The 20,847-nt window shown below is 63.3% G+C and carries 21 protein-coding genes; 5 read left to right on the forward strand and 16 right to left on the reverse strand.

From position 1 onward, the window contains the following. Window positions 1–1,797 (reverse strand): glutamine--tRNA ligase/YqeY domain fusion protein, encoded by a 1,797-nt coding sequence (locus tag Q0799_RS11745; RefSeq protein ID WP_298398532.1) that lies wholly within the window; start codon window positions 1,795–1,797, stop codon window positions 1–3. Window positions 1,798–1,863: 66 nt separating this feature from the next. After that, window positions 1,864–3,435 (reverse strand): inorganic phosphate transporter, encoded by a 1,572-nt coding sequence (locus tag Q0799_RS11750; RefSeq protein ID WP_298398534.1) that lies wholly within the window; start codon window positions 3,433–3,435, stop codon window positions 1,864–1,866. A gap of 170 nt (window positions 3,436–3,605) precedes the next feature. Here Q0799_RS11750 and crcB point away from each other — a divergent pair, with 170 nt between their 5' ends. Next, complete coding sequence (crcB, locus tag Q0799_RS11755; protein ID WP_298398536.1) at window positions 3,606–3,995, forward strand: fluoride efflux transporter CrcB; 390 nt, start codon at window positions 3,606–3,608, stop codon at window positions 3,993–3,995. Window positions 3,996–4,021: 26 nt separating this feature from the next. Here crcB and Q0799_RS11760 read toward each other — a convergent pair whose 3' ends face one another. Continuing rightward, a complete protein-coding gene (locus Q0799_RS11760; protein ID WP_298398538.1) occupies window positions 4,022–4,282 on the reverse strand; it encodes a hypothetical protein in 261 nt (86 codons plus the stop codon). Between the two features lie 107 nt (window positions 4,283–4,389). Next, window positions 4,390–5,382 (reverse strand): hypothetical protein, encoded by a 993-nt coding sequence (locus Q0799_RS11765; RefSeq protein ID WP_298398540.1) that lies wholly within the window; start codon window positions 5,380–5,382, stop codon window positions 4,390–4,392. Between the two features lie 109 nt (window positions 5,383–5,491). On the opposite strand from Q0799_RS11765, the gene hrpA reads away from it, so the two are divergent. Genes hrpA through Q0799_RS11785 form a run of 4 tightly spaced genes read left to right on the forward strand, consistent with a single transcriptional unit; the run spans window position 5,492 to window position 11,415 of the window. Continuing rightward, on the forward strand, window positions 5,492–9,439 hold the full coding sequence (hrpA, locus tag Q0799_RS11770) for an ATP-dependent RNA helicase HrpA (RefSeq protein ID WP_298398542.1): 3,948 nt from the start codon (window positions 5,492–5,494) through the stop codon (window positions 9,437–9,439). Further along, window positions 9,432–10,166 carry an EI24 domain-containing protein gene (locus Q0799_RS11775; protein ID WP_298398544.1) on the forward strand — a complete coding sequence of 245 codons (735 nt, stop codon included), beginning with the start codon at window positions 9,432–9,434 and terminating at the stop codon, window positions 10,164–10,166. Before hrpA ends, Q0799_RS11775 begins: the two co-directional genes overlap by 8 nt. After that, window positions 10,163–10,933, forward strand: coding sequence for a molybdopterin-binding protein (locus Q0799_RS11780; protein WP_298398546.1), 771 nt, complete (start codon window positions 10,163–10,165; stop codon window positions 10,931–10,933). Before Q0799_RS11775 ends, Q0799_RS11780 begins: the two co-directional genes overlap by 4 nt. Beyond that, window positions 10,930–11,415, forward strand: coding sequence for a YbaK/EbsC family protein (locus Q0799_RS11785; protein ID WP_298398547.1), 486 nt, complete (start codon window positions 10,930–10,932; stop codon window positions 11,413–11,415). Before Q0799_RS11780 ends, Q0799_RS11785 begins: the two co-directional genes overlap by 4 nt. Before the next feature lie 57 nt (window positions 11,416–11,472). Here Q0799_RS11785 and Q0799_RS11790 read toward each other — a convergent pair whose 3' ends face one another. The 12 genes from Q0799_RS11790 to Q0799_RS11845 form a co-directional block, all read right to left on the reverse strand. Further along, window positions 11,473–12,039, reverse strand: a complete 567-nt coding sequence (locus Q0799_RS11790; RefSeq protein ID WP_298398549.1) for a phasin family protein — start codon at window positions 12,037–12,039, stop codon at window positions 11,473–11,475. A 78-nt stretch (window positions 12,040–12,117) separates the two neighbouring features. Continuing rightward, entirely contained in the window at window positions 12,118–12,672 is a 555-nt protein-coding gene (locus Q0799_RS11795; RefSeq protein ID WP_028994409.1) for a phasin family protein, read from the reverse strand. A 173-nt stretch (window positions 12,673–12,845) separates the two neighbouring features. Next, window positions 12,846–13,439 carry a lipopolysaccharide transport periplasmic protein LptA gene (lptA, locus tag Q0799_RS11800; RefSeq protein WP_298398552.1) on the reverse strand — a complete coding sequence of 198 codons (594 nt, stop codon included), beginning with the start codon at window positions 13,437–13,439 and terminating at the stop codon, window positions 12,846–12,848. Next, complete coding sequence (lptC, locus tag Q0799_RS11805) at window positions 13,436–14,017, reverse strand: LPS export ABC transporter periplasmic protein LptC (protein ID WP_298398555.1); 582 nt, start codon at window positions 14,015–14,017, stop codon at window positions 13,436–13,438. Before lptC ends, lptA begins: the two co-directional genes overlap by 4 nt. 11 nt (window positions 14,018–14,028) lie before the next feature. After that, window positions 14,029–15,024, reverse strand: coding sequence for a KpsF/GutQ family sugar-phosphate isomerase (locus Q0799_RS11810; protein WP_298398557.1), 996 nt, complete (start codon window positions 15,022–15,024; stop codon window positions 14,029–14,031). An 84-nt stretch (window positions 15,025–15,108) separates the two neighbouring features. Further along, window positions 15,109–15,738 (reverse strand): type II secretion system protein, encoded by a 630-nt coding sequence (locus tag Q0799_RS11815; RefSeq protein WP_298398559.1) that lies wholly within the window; start codon window positions 15,736–15,738, stop codon window positions 15,109–15,111. Window positions 15,739–15,764: 26 nt separating this feature from the next. Beyond that, complete coding sequence (locus Q0799_RS11820; RefSeq protein WP_298398561.1) at window positions 15,765–16,442, reverse strand: type II secretion system protein; 678 nt, start codon at window positions 16,440–16,442, stop codon at window positions 15,765–15,767. Next, on the reverse strand, window positions 16,423–17,532 hold the full coding sequence (locus tag Q0799_RS11825) for a hypothetical protein (protein ID WP_298398563.1): 1,110 nt from the start codon (window positions 17,530–17,532) through the stop codon (window positions 16,423–16,425). The genes Q0799_RS11820 and Q0799_RS11825 overlap by 20 nt, the downstream gene beginning before the upstream one ends. Window positions 17,533–17,561: 29 nt before the next feature. Beyond that, window positions 17,562–17,867: a hypothetical protein gene (locus Q0799_RS11830; RefSeq protein WP_298398564.1), complete on the reverse strand. Its 306-nt coding sequence runs from the start codon at window positions 17,865–17,867 to the stop codon at window positions 17,562–17,564. Further along, window positions 17,864–18,340, reverse strand: coding sequence for a hypothetical protein (locus Q0799_RS11835; protein ID WP_298398565.1), 477 nt, complete (start codon window positions 18,338–18,340; stop codon window positions 17,864–17,866). Before Q0799_RS11835 ends, Q0799_RS11830 begins: the two co-directional genes overlap by 4 nt. Beyond that, a complete protein-coding gene (locus Q0799_RS11840) occupies window positions 18,337–19,668 on the reverse strand; it encodes a hypothetical protein (protein ID WP_298398566.1) in 1,332 nt (443 codons plus the stop codon). Before Q0799_RS11840 ends, Q0799_RS11835 begins: the two co-directional genes overlap by 4 nt. Continuing rightward, entirely contained in the window at window positions 19,665–20,846 is a 1,182-nt protein-coding gene (locus Q0799_RS11845; RefSeq protein WP_298398567.1) for a type II secretion system F family protein, read from the reverse strand. The genes Q0799_RS11840 and Q0799_RS11845 overlap by 4 nt, the downstream gene beginning before the upstream one ends. Window position 20,847: the final 1 nt, after the last annotated feature.

Below are 20,847 nucleotides of genomic sequence, written 5' to 3' on the forward strand. Positions count from 1 at the left end.
TCAGCTACCCTTGCCCCACGAATCCTTGAGCGTGACGGCGCGGTTGAAGACCGGCGCGCCCGGTTGCGAGTCGATGCGGTCGGCGACGAAGTAGCCGTGCCGTTCGAACTGGAAGCGCTGTTCGGGCTGGACATCCTTGAGCGAGGGTTCGAGCATGGCGGTGATGACCTTGCGCGAATCCGGGTTGAGGTCGTCGAGGAAGTTGCGTTCGAGGTCGGGGGCGTCGCCTTCGCGTCGGCTGCCCGGTGCCGGCACCGAGAACAGGCGGTCGTAGAGGCGGATTTCGGCCGGGCAGGCATGCGCCGCCGAAATCCAGTGCAGGTTGCCCTTGACCTTGACGCTGTCGGCGCCCGGCGTGCCCGACTTGGTGTCGGGCAGGTAGGTGCAATGCACGGCGATCACCTTGCCGTTCTCGTCCTTGTCGCAGCCGGTGCATTCGACGATGTAGCCGTACTTGAGGCGCGCCTTGTTGCCCGGGAAGAGGCGGCGGAAGCCTTTTTCCGGGACTTCCTGGAAGTCCTCGCCCTCGATCCACAGTTCGCGGCCGAAGGGCATGGTGCGCTGGCCGAGTTCCGGCTTGAGCGGATGGTTGGGCGCGTGGCAGTCCTCGAACTGGCCCTCGGGATAGTTGTCGATGATCAGCTTGAGCGGGTCGAGCACTGCAACGCGGCGTTCGTCGGCCTCGTTCATGACTTCACGCATGGCGTCCTCGAAGACGACGTAGTCGATCAGCGAGTCGTGCTTGGAGACGCCGATGCGTTCGGCGAAGAGGCGGAAACCCTCGGGCGAATAGCCGCGGCGGCGGGCGCCGACCAGCGTCGGCATGCGCGGGTCGTCCCAGCCGTCGACGTGTTTTTCCTCGACCAGCTGGATCAGCTTGCGCTTGGATAGGACGACGTAGGTCAGATTCAGGCGCGAGAATTCGATCTGCTGCGGCAGCGGCCGTTGCAGCAGGCCGCCCTCGGCCAGGCGCTCGAGCAGCCAGTCGTAGAACGGGCGCTGGTCCTCGAATTCGAGCGTGCAGATCGAGTGGGTGATGCACTCGAGCGCGTCTTCGATCGGGTGGGCGAAGGTGTACATCGGGTACACGCACCACTTGTCGCCGGTGTTGTGGTGGGTGGCGTGGCGGATGCGGTAGATGGCCGGGTCGCGCAGGTTGATGTTGGCCGAGGCCATGTCGATCTTGGCGCGCAGGATGTGGGCGCCGTCGGCGAACTCGCCGGCCTGCATGCGCTTGAACAGGTCCATGTTGTCGGCGACCGAGCGGTTGCGGAACGGCGAATCCTTGCCGGCCTGGGTCAGCGTGCCGCGGTTGGCGCGCATTTCCTCGGCCGACTGGCTGTCGACATAGGCGTGGCCGGCGGAGATCAGGTATTCGGCGAACTGGACCATCCAGTCGAAGTAGTTCGACGCGTAGTAGAGGTTGTCCTCGGCGTCGTCAGCCCACGAGCAGCCCAGCCATTTGACGGCGTCGAGGATGGAATCGACGTATTCCTGCTCTTCCTTCTCCGGGTTGGTGTCGTCGAAGCGCATGTGGCAGCGGCCGCCGAATTCGCGGGCGAGGCCGAAGTTGAGCAGGATCGACTTGGCGTGACCGAAGTGCAGGTAGCCGTTCGGTTCGGGCGGGAAACGGGTACGGATCTTCGCCGGGTCGAGTGGCGCTGCGGCGTGATCGGCAGCAAGGCCGGGGCCGCCGGCCCAGCGCCGCTGGGCGTGCTTGCCGGCCGCGAGGTCGGCCTCGACGATGTTCTTGATGAAATTGGCGGCGGCGACTGGCGCAGAAGTTTCTTTTGACATGAGGTGCTGTTCGGGGGCGATGTGTTGAGCCACAAAGCCCCGATTTTACCAGCCGCCGGCCCCGGATCAGGCGTGTACGATACCGAAAATCATGAAGTAGATCATCGCTGCCATCAGTGCCGATGCCGGCACGGTGATGATCCAGGCGGCGGCGATCTTGAATGCCGCCGAGCGCTTGACCAGTTCGTGGCGATAGACCTTGCGCATCTGCTTGCGCTCGTATTTCGACAGGTCGGCCTGGGCCGTACGGGCCTTCAACTGGTCGAGCATTTCCTGCTTGTCCTTGATGCTGGCCTTGGCGAAACGGTTGAGGAAGGTTTCGACAACCTCCTTGTCGGCACCGAGATGGTGTTCCTTGATTTCGTCGATCATCTGCGAGTAGTTGCTCTTGATGAATTCGCGCAGGAAGCCGACCCCGAAGACGCCGCCCAGCGCGGTATGCGTCGAGCTGACCGGCAGACCCATCTGCGAAGCGATGATGACGGTCAGGGCGGCCGACATGGCGATGCAGAATGCGCGCATCTGGTCGAGTTCGGTGATCTCGCTGCCGACGGTGCGGATCAGCTTCGGGCCGTACAGTGCCAGACCGACGGCCAGGCCGATGGCGCCGACCAGCATGATCCACAGTGGAATGCCGGCCTTGCCGTGAACCTGTCCGTGGGCGACGGTGTCGGCAATCGCAGCCAGCGGGCCGATGGCGTTGGCAACGTCGTTGGCGCCGTGGGCAAAACTGAGCAGCGCGGCGGCGAAGATCAGAGGCATGGTGAACAGCGAGTTGATGCTGGCCTTGCTGTTGCTCAGGCTGGCGGCCCGACCCTTGACCGAGATGCCCATCAGGAACCAGGTCAGCAGCCCGATGCCGGCGCCGATGGCGCAGGCGGTCCAGAAGTCGACTTTCCAGATCTTGTTCAGGCCCTTGAGGATCAGGTAGGTGCTGAAGGCAAATGCCATCAGGCCGATCAGGACAGGCACGGTTTTCTTTGCCGCTTCGACCATGTCCGGTTTGTAGGTGATCGAACGCTTGATCCAGAACAGGAAGGCTGCCGCGACGGCACCGCCGAGCACCGGCGAAATGACCCAGCTGGCAGCAATGCTGCCCATCGTGCCCCAGTTGGCGGCTTCCATGCCGCCAGCGGCAACACCGGCGCCGAGGACGGCGCCGACAATGGAATGGGTGGTCGACACCGGGGCGCCGACGGCCGTGGCGAAGTTCAGCCACAGTGCACCGGCCAGCAGGGCGGCGGTCATCATCCAGATGAAGCGGTTGCTGTCGGAGATTGCGGCCGGATTGATGATTCCACCACGGATGGTCGATACCACGTCACCACCGGCGATCAGTGCGCCCATGACTTCGAAGATGGCGGCAATGATGATGGCGCCGGTCATCGTGATGGCACGCGAGCCGACCGCCGGACCGACGTTGTTGGCGACGTCGTTGGCGCCGATGTTCATTGCCATGTAGCCGCCGATCATCGCGGCCACCACCAGCATGATGCCCTGGGTGCCGGTGACGCCGACGCCGAGGGCGGTGTAGATCATGATGCAGACGACGAAGAGCAGGCCGATGCCAAGACGGGAAAACTCACGCCGGCCACGCTTGGTGGCTTTCTCGATATCGTTGAAGTCCTTCAGTTCCATGCATTTCTCCCTGGCCCTTGCTGCGGGCGCGACCAAGCATTCAATGGCATCGTTTTCTGGGCGCGACGATGCTCGGTGTTGCAAAAAGGCGCTATTGTGACAGCTTTGTTTCGTTTTTGTTATTGCAGCGCCGGGTGTCGCCCGGCCGCCCGTCGCGCTAGAATGCACCCATGAATGCAATCGGATTTGCCGCCGTGGGTGCGGGTGCCGCGCTGGGTGCCTGGGTGCGCTGGGGTCTTGGCCTGGCGCTCAATCCGCTATTCCTGTCCTTGCCACTGGGAACGCTGGCGGCCAACGTGATCGGCGGTTATCTGGTCGGTATCGCCGTCGGTGTCTTTCATCTCAATTCCGGTTTGCCGCTGGCCCTGAAGCTGTTTGTCATCACCGGCTTCCTCGGGGGGATGACGACCTTCTCGACCTTTTCTGCCGAAGTGGTCGAGCGCTTGCTGTCGAATCAGCCGATGCTCGCCCTGGGCCTGGCTTCGATTCATCTGGCCGGTTCGCTGACCGCGACCTGGCTGGGGCTGATGACCGTGGGGGCGACGCGGATCTGGTCGTAGGCCGCGTTCCTCGGCGAAGCTTCTGTTTAGCTGGCGACCTTTTCCATCTGGTGGGGGTAGAGACCGACCTGGGTTGTCACGCTGCCATCACTACAACTCCACCAGACGACGACCCAAGCAGCGCCATCGGCGTCGATCCGCTCGACCTCGCAGCTTGATCCGATCATGTTCATGAACAGATCAAGCTCATCCTCATCGAGGTCCGGGTCGGGGGTGATGGAGAGAATGCGGACACAGTCGCCGTTGGCGACGGTGAGGCCCTTGCAATCGATGGTAGTGGCGGGCATGGCTGGCTCCGGTGGGGTGGGCGGTGTGTCGCAAATTCGACGCCGGCAGGGACTTTTACCGGTGCCTGCAATCGGCGTGCCAGCCGGGGCTTGACATGGTGCGCTGGTCAGAACAGCCGGGTCAGCCGCTCGGCCAGCGTGCGCTCGTTGGCGAAGGTCAAGTCATACATCGCTGAGAAGGCCTTGGCATTTTCGTCGCTGAGCCCGGCGATGCACATGACGAATTGCCGTCCGTCCATCCCCAGTCGCTTTTTCAAGGCCAGATAACGGTCGATGTTCTGACGGAACTCGCCGCTCTTGCATTCGATGCAGATCGGGGTGTCGCCATCGATCAGCATGAAGACGTCGATTTCGTACGGGTCGCCATTGGCCAGCGTCAGATTCAGTCCGCGCGTGCATGAGAAACGGCGCTGCCTTTCCTTGGCATAGCGCAGGCAGGTCATCAGCGCATGCCACTCCAGCCATTCACCGTTGAAGAAATTGCGGATGGTCGGTGCCGTCTGCAGGATCACCCGGACATTGTTTTCCGGCTTGTTGTGGAAGCACTTGGCAACGAAGGAAAAGTCATAAAGTTGCTGGCAGAAGGCCGAGATGGCTTTGGCATCCTCCGGTGATTTCTTGTCCAGATTGATTGTCGCGCTCGCGTGTTCCTTCTGCTGCGACCAGCGGATACGCTCCAGCACTTCCTTGAGTACCGGCAGATTGCCGCCGATGATTTCGGCGATTTCGTCGAAGAAACCACTGGTGTCGACACCGCGCATGTTCGCCTGGACCTTGATCTGTTTCTTGTGGAACCAGTCGTAGATCGGACCGTGCTGCAGTTCGCTGGCCAGAAAATCAGTATTGGCCAGATCGATGGCGGTTATTGCGTCATTACCCTTGGCCGGCGCTGTTTGTGGGGTTGCCGGACTTGCCTGGCTGCTGAGCCGGATGACTTCGCGTTGAGCAGTGAAATACTTGTCGAGCAGCTTCTCGATGAAATAGAGCGTTGGATAGACCAGCGTGCCTGTCCCGCACTTTGGACAGGCGATGTTCTGATTGACGAGATTGTCGGCCTGCTCGGCGAGCAGGGCGCATTTGTTGCAGCGGATGACGGCCATGGATGAAGGGCTGGTTCAGTTGTTTATGCCGAAAGTATAGCGAAGAAGTCCGGCTTTGTATCTGTGCAGCTTTGTGCCTACGCCAAGGCGCCGAATATAATCCGTCCCCATGCATCCCCCCTCAAACAAGCGCGGCTCGCGCGACGACGTCTCCCTGATCACCCTGACCGCCGATGCGCGCCGCCTGCGGGCCTTGCAGCGCGAACTGCCACGTTCGGCCGGCGACAAGCGGCAGAAGCTCCAGGCCGACCTGGAAACACTGCTCGCTGCCTCGCAGGCCGCCGTCGCCGAACGGCGCGGCAAGCTGCCGAAGCCCGAATTCCAGCCCGACCTGCCGGTCAATGAGCGGCGCGACGAGATCGCCAAGCTGATCGCCGGCAACCAGGTGGTCATCGTCTGCGGCGAGACCGGCTCGGGCAAGACGACGCAGTTGCCGAAGATCTGCCTCGATCTGGGCATCGGCGCGCGTGGCCTGATCGGCCACACGCAGCCGCGGCGGCTGGCCGCCCGTTCGGTGGCGACGCGGCTGGCGCAGGAGCTGAAGACCCAGGTCGGCGCCGGCGTCGGCGTGAAAATCCGCTTCCACGATAAATCGACGTCCGATAGCTGGGTCAAGCTGATGACCGACGGCATCCTGCTCGCCGAGTCGCAAAGTGATCCGTACCTGAACGCCTATGAGGCGATCATCATCGACGAGGCGCACGAGCGTAGCCTGAACATCGACTTCCTGCTCGGTTACCTGAAGCAGTTGCTGCCGCGCCGGCCGGACCTGAAGCTGATCATCACCTCGGCGACCATCGACGCCGAGCGCTTCTCGCAGCATTTCAACGGCGCCCCGGTGATCGAGGTGTCCGGGCGACTGTACCCGGTCGAGGTGCGTCATCGTCCGGTCGAGGACATCGACAAGAAGGACGACGAGCGTGATCTCTACGACGCCATTGTCGATGCGGCCGACGAACTGGCCCGGCTGGGTTCCGGCGACATCCTGGTCTTCCTGCCCGGCGAACGCGAAATCCGCGAGGCGGCGGAGGCGCTACGCAAGCACGCTTTGGCGCGACCCGGCCTGTCCAGCGCGCATGCGCCGGAAATCCTGCCGCTGTTCTCGCGCCTGTCGGCCGGCGAGCAGGATCGCATCTTCAAGCCCTCGGGCGGCCAGCGGCGCATCGTGCTGGCCACCAACGTCGCCGAAACCTCGCTCACCGTGCCGGGCATCCGCTACGTCATCGACACCGGTCTGGCGCGGGTCAAGCGCTACTCCTACCGTAACAAGGTCGAGCAGTTGCAGGTCGAGAAGATTTCGCAGGCAGCGGCCCGCCAGCGCGCCGGCCGTTGCGGTCGCGTCGCCGCCGGCGTGTGCATCCGTTTGTATGATGAGGCCGATTTCAACGCCCGGCCGCCGTTTACCGATCCGGAAATCCTGCGTTCTTCGCTGGCCGGCGTCATCCTGCGCATGAAGTCGCTGCGCCTGACCGACGTCGAGAGCTTTCCCTTCATCGAGCCGCCGCCGGCCAAGGCGATCAGCGACGGCTATGCCTTGTTGCAGGAGCTCGGCGCGCTCGACGACGACAATAAATTGACCAAGGTCGGCGAGGCGCTGGCGAAACTGCCGCTCGATCCGCGCATCGGCCGCATGCTGGTCGCCGCCCGTGACCTCGGTTGCCTGAGCGAAGTGCTGATCATCGCTGCCGGGCTGTCCACGCAGGACCCGCGCGAGCGGCCGCAGGAACGCCAGCAGGCGGCGGACGAAAAGCACAAATTGTTCGCCGACGAGAAATCGGAATTCCTCAGTTGGGTCAAATTGTGGGGCTGGTTCAAGCAGGCCGTCGAGCACAAGAAATCGAACAAGTCGCTGGTCGATACCTGTCACGCGCATTTCCTTTCCTACCTGCGCCTGCGCGAATGGCGCGAGGTGCATGGGCAGTTGCACGCGATGGTGACCGAACTTGGCTGGAAGGAAAACGAGATTCCCGGTACCTACGACGCCATCCATATGGCGCTGCTCTCCGGGCTGTTGGGCAATATTGGCTGCAAGTCGGATGAGTCCGGTTACTACCTCGGCGCGCGCGGCATCCGTTTCCTGATCCACCCGTCGTCGCCGCTGCAGAAGAAGGCCGGCAAGTGGATCATGGCTGCCGAGATCACTGAGACGACGCGCCTCTTTGGCCGCTGCGTGGCGCGCATCGAATCGGACTGGATCGAGAAAGTGGGCGCTCACCTGATCAAGCGCCAGTACTTCGATCCGCACTGGGAAAAGAAAGCGATGCAGGTCGCCGGCTGGGAACGCACGACCCTCTACGGGATCGTCATCAACCCCAAGCGGCGCATCCATTACGGCCCGCTGGCGCCGGCCGAGGCGCGCGAGATCTTCATCCGTCAGGGGCTGGTTGCTGAGGAAATCGAGGAAAGCTTTGCCAAGCGCTGGCCCTTCTTCCAGCACAACCAGAAGCAGATCCGCGAGATCGAGAAGATCGAGCACAAGCAGCGTCGGCAGGACGTGCTGGTCGATGACGAGCTGATCTTCGCCTTCTACGATCACCTGATCCCGGAAGACATCCACAACGGCGCTACCTTCGACCACTGGCGCAAGACCGCCGAGCAGGACAACCCGAAGCTGCTCTTCCTGGCCAAGGACGACCTGATGCGCCACTCGGCAGCCGGCGTCACCACCGAAGCCTTCCCGCACAAGCTCAAGGCCGGCGGTGTGGAGTATGCGCTCACTTATCACTTCGAGCCGGGCTCGCCCAGGGATGGCGTCACGCTGACGCTGCCGCTGGCGCAGTTGAACCAGATTCCGGCGGCGCGCATGGAATGGCTGGTGCCGGGGCTGATCAAGGAAAAGCTGGTGCAGTTGATCAAGACGCTGCCGCAGAAAATCCGCGCCAAGCTGGTGCCGGTGCCGGAATTCGTCGAGGAATTCCTGGCTGCTGTCGAAGGCAACGACCGCAAGCTCAACCAGGGCATCATCAACCCGCTGATCGAATTCATCCTCGAAGCGCGCGGGCTGAACGCGCGCGGCTGGGCGGTGACGCCCGACGCCTTCCGCCCCGACGCGCTTCCGCCGCACTTCTCGATGAACTACAAGTTGATCGACGAGCACGGCCGGCAGCTCGACATGAACCGCAGCCTGGTCGCGCTGCGCGGTGAATGGGGCAAGGAAGCCAAGGAGGAATTTGCCGAACTGCACGAAACGCCGTCCGAATATACCCAACTCACCGACTGGACCTTCGGCGAACTGCCGGAGCTGATGGAAGTCCCGGTTGGGAAACAAACCGTGATCGGCTATCCGGCGCTGATCGACGACGGCGAAACGGTCAGCCTGAAGGTCTTCGATTCCGCCGAGGAAGCCGCCGACGCGCACCGCAAGGGTCTGTCGCGGCTGTTCATGCTGCAGTTCAGGGAGCAGGTGAAGTACTTCGACAAGAACGTCCCCGGCCTGACCCAGATGGCGATGCAGTTCATGGCGCTGGGCAGCAGCGACGACCTGAAGCGGCAGATCGTCGAATTGACGTTCGAGCGTGCCTGCCTGACCGAACCGCTGCCGACCACGCCGGAGGCGTTCAAGGCGCGTTGTACCGAGGCCAAGGCGCGGCTCGGGTTGATCATGCAGGAAGTCTGCCGCCTGGTCGGTACCGTGCTCAGCGAATGGCAGGCGGTGACGAAGAAGCTGCCGGCGTTCAAGGCGCAGGCGGCGGCTGTCGCCGACATCGAGGCGCAACTGAAGCGCCTGATTGGCAGGAACTTCGTCGTCGATACGCCGTTCGAGCGCTTGCAGCACTACCCGCGCTACCTGAAAGCGATCGGCGTGCGTCTCGACAAGCTGAAAGCCAATCCCGCCCGCGACGCCCAGTTGATGGCCGAGTACGCGCCGCTGTGGACCAACTACGAACGCCGCGCGATCCAGCTGGCGAAGATGGGCGCGGTCGATCCGCAGGTCGAGCAGTTCCGCTGGCTGTTGGAAGAACTGCGCGTCGGTCTCTACGCGCAGGAGTTGCGCACGCCGGTGCCGGTGTCGGTGAAGCGCTTGCAGAAACAATGGGAGGGCATCCGCCATGGCTGAAATCATGCTGGCGCTGACGCGCACGGTCGGCGATCTCCGTCACCCCAAGGTCTGGGGCTATGTGCTGGCACCGGCACTGTTGTCCTTGCTGGTTTCGATAGCGCTGGCGCTTTTGGGGCTGGGATGGTTGGTCGAGCAGATGATGGACTATCCGCCCATGACCTTGCTGGTGGCCTGGGGACTGGTGTGGCTGGCCAATGTGCTGGCCTGGCTCGGTGGCTGGATGGCGATCCTGGCGCTGGCCTACCTGCTGGCCGTGATGCTGGCGGCCGTCGTGATCATGCCGCTGATGCTGAAGCATCTGGCGGAGACCCGCTATCGTGATCTGGTCCCGATGGGGCAGGACAGTTTTGTCGCGGCCACGGTCAATAGTTTGGGCGCCTCGCTGATCTTCCTGCTCGCCTGGGGGTTAACTGTTCCCTTGTGGCTGATCCCGGGGATGTCGCTGGCGATCCCGTTATTGCTGATGGCCTGGCTGAACCGGCGGACCTTTGCCTACGACGCCCTGGCCGCTCATGCCAGCGACAGCGAATGGCGCGAATTGTTCGCCAGGCACAAGGCGCCCCTGCTGGTGCTCGGCCTGATCATGGCGGTGCTCGCCCATGTGCCGCTGTTCGGCCTTCTGGTGCCGGCACTGGCGGCGCTATCATTCGTTCACTACGGGCTGGAAGCCCTGCGCCGCTCGCGCGGTGGCGCGATTGTCAGCATTCAGGGAGAGCGTTCATGAGTCGTACCTTTGGCGCCGTCATCATCGGCGACGAAATCCTGTCCGGCAAGCGCCAGGACAAGCACTTCGCCAGGATTGCCGAGATGCTTGGCGCACGCGGCCTGCAACTGTCCTGGGTCGAATACCTGGGCGACGATCGGCAGCGCCTGACCGATACCTTCAAACGCACGATGGCTACCGGCGATGTCGTCTTTTCCTGCGGGGGCATCGGCAACACGCCCGACGATCATACCCGGCAGGCGGTGGCGGCGGCGCTCGGCGTCGATCTCGAACTGCATCCGGAAGGTTTCGAGGAGCTCAAGGTCCGTTTTGCCAACGAGGAAATCACCGACAAGCGCAAGTTGCTGGTGACTTTCCCGCGTGGCGTGGGCATCGTGCCCAATCCGTTCAACCGGATTCCCGGTTTCATGGCCAACGACCATTACTTTGTGCCCGGTTTTCCGCAGATGGCGCACCCCATGATCGAATGGGCGCTCGACACCTTTTACCGCGACGAATTCAAGCCGGTCGGCGACAAGGTCGAGAAGGCGTTTCTGCTGACCGGGCCGAATGCCTATGAGAGTGCCCTGCTCGACCTGATGGAGCGTATCGTCGCCGCCTACCCCGCGCTGCGCCTGTTCTCGCTGCCGTCGCTGGTCGGTCAGGAGCGCAGGCATCTCGAGTTGGGCGTCGAGGGGGCGCCAGCCCTGGTTGATCAGGCGATGGAGGAAATCCGCGTCGAGATCGAAAAACGCGGCATCACCTGGCGTTGGCGGGAGGCAGCATGAAAGCGGCCGAACATCCGACCGCGCGGCGCACCCAGCAGTTGCTCGCCGCAGCCGGGTTGGCCGGCACGGTTGTCGAATTCGAACAGCCGACGCGGACCAGCGCCGAGGCCGCCGCGGCCATCGGCTGCACGGTGGCGGAAATCGCCAAGACCGTGGTTTTTCGTGGCAAGGAGAGCGGGCAGGCGGTGCTGGTCGTTGCCAGCGGCGACAACCGGGTGTGCGAGCGCAAGGTGGCGGCGCTGGTCGGCGAGAAGCTCGGCCGAGCCGATGCCGATTTTGTCCGTGAGGCGACCGGCTACGCCATTGGCGGCGTGGCACCGCTGGGTCATGCGCAGCCGGTTCGGCTGCTGCTCGACCGCGATCTGCAACGGTTCATGCAGATCTGGGCGGCCGGCGGCACGCCGTATTCGGTCTTCCCGCTGACACCCGGCGAATTGCAGGCCTTGACCGGGAGCGATTGGCTGGACATCCGCCAGGACTGAATTCAAGTCGACAAAAAAGCCCGCGCCGGGCGCGGGCTGATCGGGGGCGCCAGCTGCTTACTTGGCGGCGCTCTTGCGGGCAGCGGCGGTGGCGCTGCTCTTGGCCGGCGCGGCAGCCTTGGTGGCAACCTGCATGTTGGCTTCGGCGATTTCCGACAGTTGCTTGGCCATCGAGGTCATCTGGTCGAAAGCCTTGGTCGAGGCACCGAGCATGGATTGCATGGTGGCAGCGAAGACGTCGCCGCCGACCGGGGCCGAGGCCTTGGCCTTTTCGACGGCGCTGGCAGCGTTCTTCTGGAAGCTGCTGTACTGGCTTTCCATGACCGAGGTCACTTCCTTCTGCATCTCGGAAACCAGATCGTACACGCTGCGCGAGTATTCCATCAGCTTCTCGACGTTCGGCTGGGCCAGTTCGCTGTTCAGCTTGGCGACGGCGTTGGCGTCCTTGGCGGCCAGCAGTTGCTGGGTATTGGCGACCGTGGCGTTGAAGAACTCGCGGGAAGCAGCCATGTTCAGCGCGGTCAGGCGCTCCAGGCCGTTGAAGGCAGTGCGCATCAGCGCGGTCATGACTTCGGCGTTGGCTTTCTGGGCGGCGGTCAGTTGTTCGATATTCGGGTTGCTCATCATCATCTCCAGTGTGGTTTTTGGTGGTACGGATGAAACAATGCCTCCGCCCGGGAGCGGAGGCCGGAATACGGCGAATTACTTCTTCTTGGACGCGGCAGCGGTGGCGCCGACGGCCTTGACGGTGGCGTTGGTTGCAGCAGCAACGTTGGCTTCGGCAATCTCGGCAACCTGCTTGGCAGCCTTGTTCATGTTGTCGAAAGCGGAGTTGGCAGCGGCGATGGCGCTCTTGACGGCGGCAACGGCAACGTCAGAACCGGCCGGGGCCGACTTGGCAGCCTGGTCAAGCAGACCGGCAACGGTCTTCTGGAAGTCGCCGAACTGGGCTTCGACCATCTTCGACAGTTCTTCCTGGGTCTGGGCAGAGATTTCGTAGACGCTGCGCGAGTAGGCGACGGCCTTCTCGACGTTCGGCTGGGCCAGCGAAGCCTGGATCGACAGGGCTTCCTGAACGTCCTTGGCACCCATCAGGGCCTTGGCGCCGGAGACGGAGTCTTCCATCAGCGAACGGGCGGTGTTCAGGTTCAGGGCGGCGATGCGCTCGGCGGAAGCCAGCGCGGTATTGGCCAGCGACAGCAGGGAGTCGACGGTAGCCTTGTTGGCGGCAGCAAATTGCTCGGGGGTCTTGAACATGGATATCTCCTGAAGGAAAGGTCGTACAGAAAAAGCATTCCGTCGCGGTGCCTTTAGATTATCCGATGCTGCACCGCACCATGTCCCTGATTATAGATCAGCTTGTCGTCTTGTCAACAATTATTTTGTGCACCGCACCATTTGATTAAATTATTCAAAATCAATGAGTTATTTTATTCTGTCGGCATCAGGGTGCTCGCGCCGCGCAACTCCAGTGTTTCGCCGCGGGTTGTCGGTCGAGCGGCTTCGCTTCCCTTGTTGCGCGGCTGGATGACGGCCCGGACGCGCGGTGTGATGCTCTTCGGGTCGCGAGCTTCTGCTGCGCTGGCGAGGAATTTTTCACTGACTGCGTCGTACCAGATGTAGTCGCCTCGCACTTCGTCCTCGCCGCTGCGTACTTTTGCCCGATGGAAGAGTTCGGCGATTTCGCTGTTGCTGTTGTATTCGATGCGCTCGGCCTCGCCTTCGACATAGTCCTCGCGGCCGTCCCGTTTCTGGCGGAAGGTGGCCTTGCTACCGGGGGCGGCGAAGGCGATGCCCTTCTGGAAGCCGTACTGGTCTTCGGTGATGATGATGCGTTCGGCCTTGAGAACCAGCGTGCCCTTGGTAATGACCACGTCACCTTCGAGAATCTGCTGTTTCTTTGTGTCGTCGATGGAGATGCGATTGGCTTCGAGCAGCATCGGCTTGTCGCGGTCGGCTTTTTCGGCAATGGCTGGCTGGCTGACGGCAATGGCGAGAGCGAGCGTGGCTAGGCGCATGATCATGGTTGGGCTCGGGGGGCAAGGTACTGGCCGCGAACTTGCGATTTCAGTTCGAAGGTCGACGCGTTGTTGTCGATATGGGCGCCAATGCCGGAAATCCAGGAGGCGCCCTGCGTGATGTGTACCGGTTGATCGGTATGGGCCTGCCCGGTATCCGGCATCACGTTGAGCAGGCTGGTTTCGGCGATGAGAGCGGGTTTTTCCGGGGTTTCCGCGCGGACGATGCGAACGGTCTCGGTAAGCACGATGTTTTCCCCCTGTGCGGTCACCCTGGCCTGGCCGGCCGTCACGGTCACCGGCGGGGCGTTCTTGCGATAGGCGATCAGTTCCGGATTACGGATTTCGGAGCTGTCGTCGTGCGGGAAATGTTTCATGTGCGGTGCGCTCAGACGGTATTTCAATTGCCCGTCGTCGTCGTGTCGACGTATCTGGAAGTTTTCCGCATAGGCGTCCGGAGTGCCGTCGTCGCCGCGCGGGCTGGCCGATTCGGTCGGTGTCAGGCTGGCCTGCAGCCAGAAGCTCAAACCGGCAATGAGGGCCAGCAGGGTGATCGGGAAGATTTGACCGGACCAGTTCTTCATGGCACTGGGACTCAGATGACTTTCGCGGAGAACAAGTCGTGCATGTTGAGGGCACCAAGCAGAGGTCCGTCGGCGAGGGCAACCAGCAGTCCGTTGATGCGCATGCGCTCCATCATTTCCACTGCTTCGACGGCCAGTTGATCCGGAGCGATGAAATGCGGCGATTTATTCATGAAATCGGCGATTACTCCATGATGCAGATCGAGGCGCTTTTCAAAGGCGCGTCGCAAGTCGCCGTCGGTGAAAATGCCGATGGCACGGCCCGTCGGGTCGGAAATTGCCACCAGGCCGAGTCCGCCCCGCGACATTGCCACGATGGCATCACCAAGCGGGGTGTCCGGGGGAACGACCGGGACCAGGTCGGCCGGTCGCATGACGTCGCGGACATGGGTCAGCAAACGTCGGCCAAGCGAGCCACCGGGGTGCGAACGGGCAAAATCCTCGGGGCCGAATCCGCGGGCGTCGAGCAGGGCAACAGCCAGGGCATCGCCGAGTGCCAGCGCTGCCGTGGTGCTGGCGGTCGGGGCCAGGTTGTGCGGGCAGGCTTCCTGGGCGACACCGGCATCAAGGTGGATGTCGGCCTCGCGCGCCAGCGTCGAGCCGGGCTCGCCGGTCATGGCGATCAGCCGGGCACCCTGGCGCTTGATTGCCGGGACGATGCGCAGCAGCTCCTCGGATTCGCCCGAGTTGGAGAGCGCGAGCAGGATGTCCTGGCGGGTGATCATGCCCAGGTCGCCATGGCTGGCCTCGGCCGGGTGGACGAAATAGGCGGGGGTGCCGGTGCTGGCCATGGTCGCGGCGATCTTGCGTGCGATATGTCCGGACTTGCCCATGCCGCTGACGATCAGTCTGCCTTTGCAGCCGAGGATAAGGCGGACGGCCTCGGCGAACTCGCCGTTGATCCTGTCCTTGAGCGCGTCGACAGCAGCCGCTTCGATGGCCAGTGTCTGGCGACCGAGATTCAAGGCGCGTTCCGGCGAGAAGGAATTGGGCGTGGCTGTGTGCATGGCAGGCAGATGGTCTTGAGCGGGAAGTATACCCGACTTCGACGATCTGCCCGCGGATGCCCCGGTTGTGCCGGGGCTTGGGATTCAGACGTTGCGGCAGATGGTGTATTGCCCGGCGCCGTCGGTGTATGCAGTGATGGCGGTGTTGAAATCCGGGGTGTTGACCGCGCTTTGCTGGAATCCGAGGATGCTGCCTTGGCCTGGCCGTCCGTCATCCTGCTGGGCGTCGATGGCATTGGCAATTTTTGCGGCCAGGTTGGTGGTGCAGATGACCGTGCCATGCAGCAAGGTGCTCGTGTTGTTGCTGAGGTCCGTCTGAAAGCCGGTGATGCCGCCGGCAGCGTTGAGCGGCTGTTTGCCATTGCTGCTATCACCGCCGATCAGGCCGGCAAGACGCAGGTGTTGCCAGCCCAGCATGCTCTCGTCGCTGCCGGTTGACGAGTTGAAATTTCCAGCGATTTTGCCGTCGGCGTCTCCGTCGCCAACTCCGTTCCAGCGCCCGCTCGCCAGCGGGTCATCGCCCGGCAGCGCCTTGTAGCGATCCCGGTAGCCCAGAATGGCGACGGCGACGCCGTCTAGTTCCTTCTCGACTGCCCGGATCTTGCTCTGCGTGAGCATTTCCTGGCCTTTCAGGATGCCGCCCAGCAGGACGCCGATGATGACCAGCACGATGGCGATTTCGATCAGGGTGAAACCATGTTGCCTGTGTTGCATGATGCACTCCTTCGGTGGGTGGAAAATCAGGGCAGGCGCCCGGCGGCGAGCATCCGGGTGTTGAGTACGGTGGGCACGATCCAGGCGACGTGATCGTCGTACTGGGCATCCGGCGGGCGGTTGATGAAGATTCGATCGGCGTTGGCGTTTTCTGCCTCGTCGGGGTGGCTGGCCGGCGTGCGCTGGCCGTTGCTGCGGTAGCCGCCCAGGCCGTTACGTCCGTGACTGACGATGACCGCGGGGAGTCCGTCAGCAATCGTGTGGCTGGCTGTGGCGGTGGGTCGGACCGCCAGCGATCCCTCGCTGTCCAGCGTGAACCCGGCTCTTGCTTCGCCGCTCGGTGCTGCAATGAATTTTTCGTGGGCGTAGTAGCTGAGGCGTTGTCCCCAGGGGTCGGTTTCCGGCAAGGCCAGGGTTCGCCAGGGAAAAACACCCTTGCTTCGCGGGCAGTTTTCGATGCCTGCGTCGGCAAGTTGACTGTCGTGCGCCGGATCGGCGGCGCAGGGCAGGCGACCGTGGCTGATCGCGAATCCATAAAGGGCTTCCAGGCTCAGTTCGAGCTGAGCTCGGGCGCGCTGTTCGGCGTGCAGGCGCCGTTGTCCGGTGGTTTGTCCGAGCAGGCTCCCGGCGAGCAGACCGAAGACGATCAGGACGATGCTGAGTTCGATCAGCGAGAAGCCGCTTTCAGTAGGCGATCTGGTCATTGTGATCGGCCCGCCGCTGCGGCATGTCGAAAGTGTGTGCCGGTGTTTCGGCATTACCGTTGCGCGAGGGCGCGGCATTCCTGCCTTCCAGGTAGTCGGCGATGTCGCCGCCGGGACGCTGCTGGGCGCCTATTCTGGCGCCAGCGACGATTACCACCAGTGGCCTTGCCGTCTGGCCGGGGATGTGCAGGCCGGCCAGGTCTGGCCTCAAGGGATCGGCGAACTGATAGAAAACGCTTTCCGACCATTGGCCTTCATGCCACCAGCCATTCTCGTCGGTGAGGAAGTCGCAGGCTGGTGAGGCCCAGAACATGCCTGAGGGACGTTCTTCGCCGCCCTCGGCAGGCTGGTTGGTCGGCACCCGGCCGAAGCGGCTGCCGGCGAATCCTTCACCGATGCCTGCGGCAAGGGGAGCGGGCCAGGGGTAGCGGCCGGTTTGCCGGGCATGTGCGTTCAGGCAGTCGCGCAGTCGGTGCGCGATGCGCAGTTCGACGGCGGCCATCAGGCTGCTGCGGCTGATGCTGAGGATGCTGTCGTTACTTTCCGGCGCACTCCTGAAGTCCCGTGGATTGTCATGGCTCAGGCTGGCTTCGAGATAATCCGCCGGGTCGTTCGATGGCCGTCGTTGCCCAGGCAGCGGCGGTCCGGGGTGAATGATCAATGCGGCGATATCGTCCTTGCCGTTCAGGGACAGCCCGGTGGGCGTGTCGCTGTTGATCGGGCTGGCACTCCGGTGGTCGCGCAGCCCGGGAGCAATGACGTACCAGAGCGTATTCAGGTTGTCGTCGAGCGGCTGCGGTATGTCCAGCGTGCTCCATGGCAGGCGGCCAATCAGGCTGGGGCAGTGCTGACCGGTCAGCAACTCGGCGCGACCGTCGCCCGGCCCGGATGCCGAGCGTTGTGCCGGACAGGGCAGGCTGCCCGGACGGTTGGCATCGTTGACGGCGCGGGCGATCAGAGCCTCGCGTGCCATTGCCATGGCCGCATGTTGGGCGCGCATGCTTTCCAGTCGGGCGTGACTGGCGGCGCCCTGGGCATAGGCCAGATACCCTCCGAATCCGAGCAGGCCGAACAGCAGTGCATATGCCACTGAGCCGTTCTGATGTTGAGCGAGGGGCCTCATCGGGTCTCCACGATGTTGTGGCGGAAAACGTGACCGTTTTGCAGCAAGGGAGCCTGTCGACCGTCGCCGACCGGGATGACCGATCGGATGTCGTTCTGCGGTTTGCCGTCTATCCACTGAATGCCCCGTCCGCTCGGGGTTTTCAGGAAGCCGTCGTTACGTTCCGGGAGTTGTCCGGATAGTTCGAACTGACGTCGTTGTTCCGGGGTGAAAAAAAGCCTGCCCGGCGTTTCCGCCGGGCAGGAGAAGCTGGTCAGCGAACCGACCAGCAGGGGCAGTAGACATCGAATGGCGGCCTTCATCGCTGCATTTCCAGCGCTGCCATCTGGCAACTGGCGAACAAACCGTCGTCCCGGCGTTCGATCCGGCAGGCGCGCAACTGGTGCTGGATGGGCGAGCGTGCCTGCCAGGCCTCGATTCGCGAGAGCAGCGCTTCTTCGTGGATGAAGCTGTCTTCCAGTGTCGCGGGATACTCGCGCCACCAGCTGGCCGCCGATCCGCGGGGGAGGACGGTTGTTGCACGGTCGTCGGCAGCCAGCGGTTGAAGATCGACCAGCAATCGCAGCGCCTGATCGGTGCTTGCCGCCGCTTTATGCTGTTGCATGAGCTGGTGCTCGCTTTTGGCATTCTCCTGGCGCAGGTGTGCGAGTTCTCCTGCCTCTTCCGCCGCGATACGCCAGGACCAGAACAGTATCCCGGGTGTAAGCAGGCCGGATAGCATGACGAAAAGCAGCGGGGTACGCAGGCTGCGCGGGATGACCGGGGGCATGCTCATGTCGGCGTCGTCCCGCGAAGTTGTATCGAAAAACGGAATTCGCCGGCGCCGTCTGGCTGCGGCTGGACAACCAGCCGGAAGTGCCGGTCGTCGTTCTGGGGCAAGTCTTGCAACAGCACGCCGGCCTGTTCGCTGTTGCTTGCCCGGACGCGGCCGTCCAGCCTCAGTTCGGCACGAGCGTCGGTCAGCGCTTGGGTGCTGGGAATCCGCCAGTCGATCTGATCGAGTTCGATCGCGGGTTGCCGGTCGAGTACCCGACTCAGCGTGACGAGATCGTTTGCGAATGCGCTGCGTTGCTGGCTGAGTTGCCGGTGTTCCTGGGCAAATTGTCGTAGCTGTTCGGGACTCAAGCCGCTGCGGCTGACATCGGTGAGCGTCGCGGCGAGGGCCTGGCGGGTATGTGCCAGGTGCTGCCGTTCGAGAGCGGTCTGTCTTCGCAAGGCATCGAGTTCGATCAGGCACGCCGCCGACAGGCTCACGCCCACGCCCAGCAACAATGCCCCCGTGCGCCAGCACCATTTTCCGAACTGCCGGTGCCTGGCAACCGCTCTTGCCGGGGGCGGGGCGAACTGCTGCCTGGGCCAGTGTCTGTCGGCCAGCGACAGGATGAGTTGCGCGGCGTCCTCGTTCGTCGGCAGGTGATTGACGGTGATGTCTGCGGGCGCCTGCGGGCGCCATTCGCGAGGTCCGATCAGACACAGCGTCGCCGGGGTGTCGGTGGCATTGCCGTGCATCAGAAGTCGCCGCCAGGCGTCTTCGATCGCCGCATGGTCATCGTTTTCCACCCATTGCACAGCGTTTGGCAGGCCGTGTTCGAGCAAGGTCAGCCGGTAGTGGCGACGATGTGTGGTCAGTACCACGATGCGGGGAGATTTTTCAGCCGTGTTTCCGAGCAATGGCCTCAGTAACAGGGGCAGGGTGTAGATGCCGGCAAGGGCGGTGCGGTGCAGTCGTTGCGTCCAGGTGTCGATGGCGCTGCTATTGACCACGGCCATGAGGCTGATCGCCGTGTTTTCCTCGCGCCGGCCCTTGTTCATCGCGACGCATCGCCATGGGGTGTCGGGGAAAGCGCGACGACTCCGGGTTTCTGCCAGTTGCTGACGTTCGCGTCGAGGCAGCGCCGGCATCGCTTCGCCGAGATAGCGCTCTTCGTGCCGATTGATCAGCAGCAGGAAACGCCGATTGTCGGCGTTTTCCAGGTAGCGGCTGAATTCATCGAAGCCGGCGGGCGTTTCCGGGAAGTCGGCAATTCTCTCCGGCCGTCCGTTGCGCATTTCCCAGGCAGACATCCCGTTCTCGTCGAGGTAAAGGCGGATGGTCTGAGTCATGGCATTCCTCCCTCGATCAGACCGTAGAGCGGTTGTATGGTGGCCAGCATGATCCAGCCGAGCAGTAGGCCGATCAGTAGCGTCAAGGTCGGACCAATCAGTCCTTGCAGGGTGGCGATGGCGTCGCCGGCTTCGCGTTCGCAGCGTCGGCCGATGTGCTGCAGAGCCTGCTCCAGCGTGCCGCTGTGTTCGCCGGCATGCAGGATGCGGATCAGTAGCGGCGGGAAGAAGTTGTGGCGGGAAAAGGCATCGGCCAGACCGCTTCCCTGTTCGACGTCGTCGGCGATTTGCGTGACGATGCCGCCGGCGAAGCGGTTGCCAACGGCGGCAGGAATGCTCCTGAGTGCTTCGAGCAACGGGATGCCGCTGCTGTAGAGCAGGGCGAGCAGTTCGGCGAGCCGGGCTGTCAGGAGTTTGCGCCGGATCTGACCGGTGAGCGGGAGGCACAGGCTGAGACGGTCGATTTCCGGTGCCAGTGCGGGATGCCGGCGCAGGATGGCGGTGGCGGGAAACAGCAGCAATGGGGGAAGCCCCAGCCAGGCCCAGTGGTTCAGGAGAAAATCCGCTGTGGCGAACAGCAGGATGCTCGCCAGAGGCAGGGGCTGGCTGCTGTCGGCCAGGAAATTGCGAATCTGCGGCACCAGGTAAAGCATCAGGAAGAGGCCCGCGGCAAGAACCATCAGGCCGGCGAGCAGCGGTTGCAGCAGGAGTTTTCTCGTGGTTCGGGCCTGTTCTTCACCCTGCTGCAGGCTGTCACCCAGGCGGCGCAGGCTGTCTGGCAGTCGTCCGCTGCACTCTCCGGCGCGGATGACGCCGATGAGGGCGGGGTCCAGCTTTTCTTCCGCAAGTGCTTGCGACAGGGGCTGGCCGGCCGCAAGCCGATCGCCCAGGCGTCGGCACAGCGCGGGCAGGCGGGCGCCTTCGCTGCTTGTGCCCAGGTCATGTAGCGCGTCCAGCAAGGGGATGCCGGCGGCGAGCAGTTGTTCGAGTTGCAGGCAGAGGTCGGCCAGTTCGCCGCGCGACGGGCGTGCCGGCGGGCGCTGGCGTCGGGGTTTGGCGTAGATCAGTTCCAGGCCTTGCTGGCGCAGTTCCTGTTCCAGATGTGCCAGCGAGCAGGCCTCTCGCTCGCCGGAAACGCGTTGCAGGTTGCTGTCGAGGGCGCGGTAACGGAAAAACATG

Source organism: uncultured Azonexus sp. (assembly GCF_937982035.1).
In the GTDB taxonomy this organism is placed as follows: domain Bacteria; phylum Pseudomonadota; class Gammaproteobacteria; order Burkholderiales; family Rhodocyclaceae; genus Azonexus.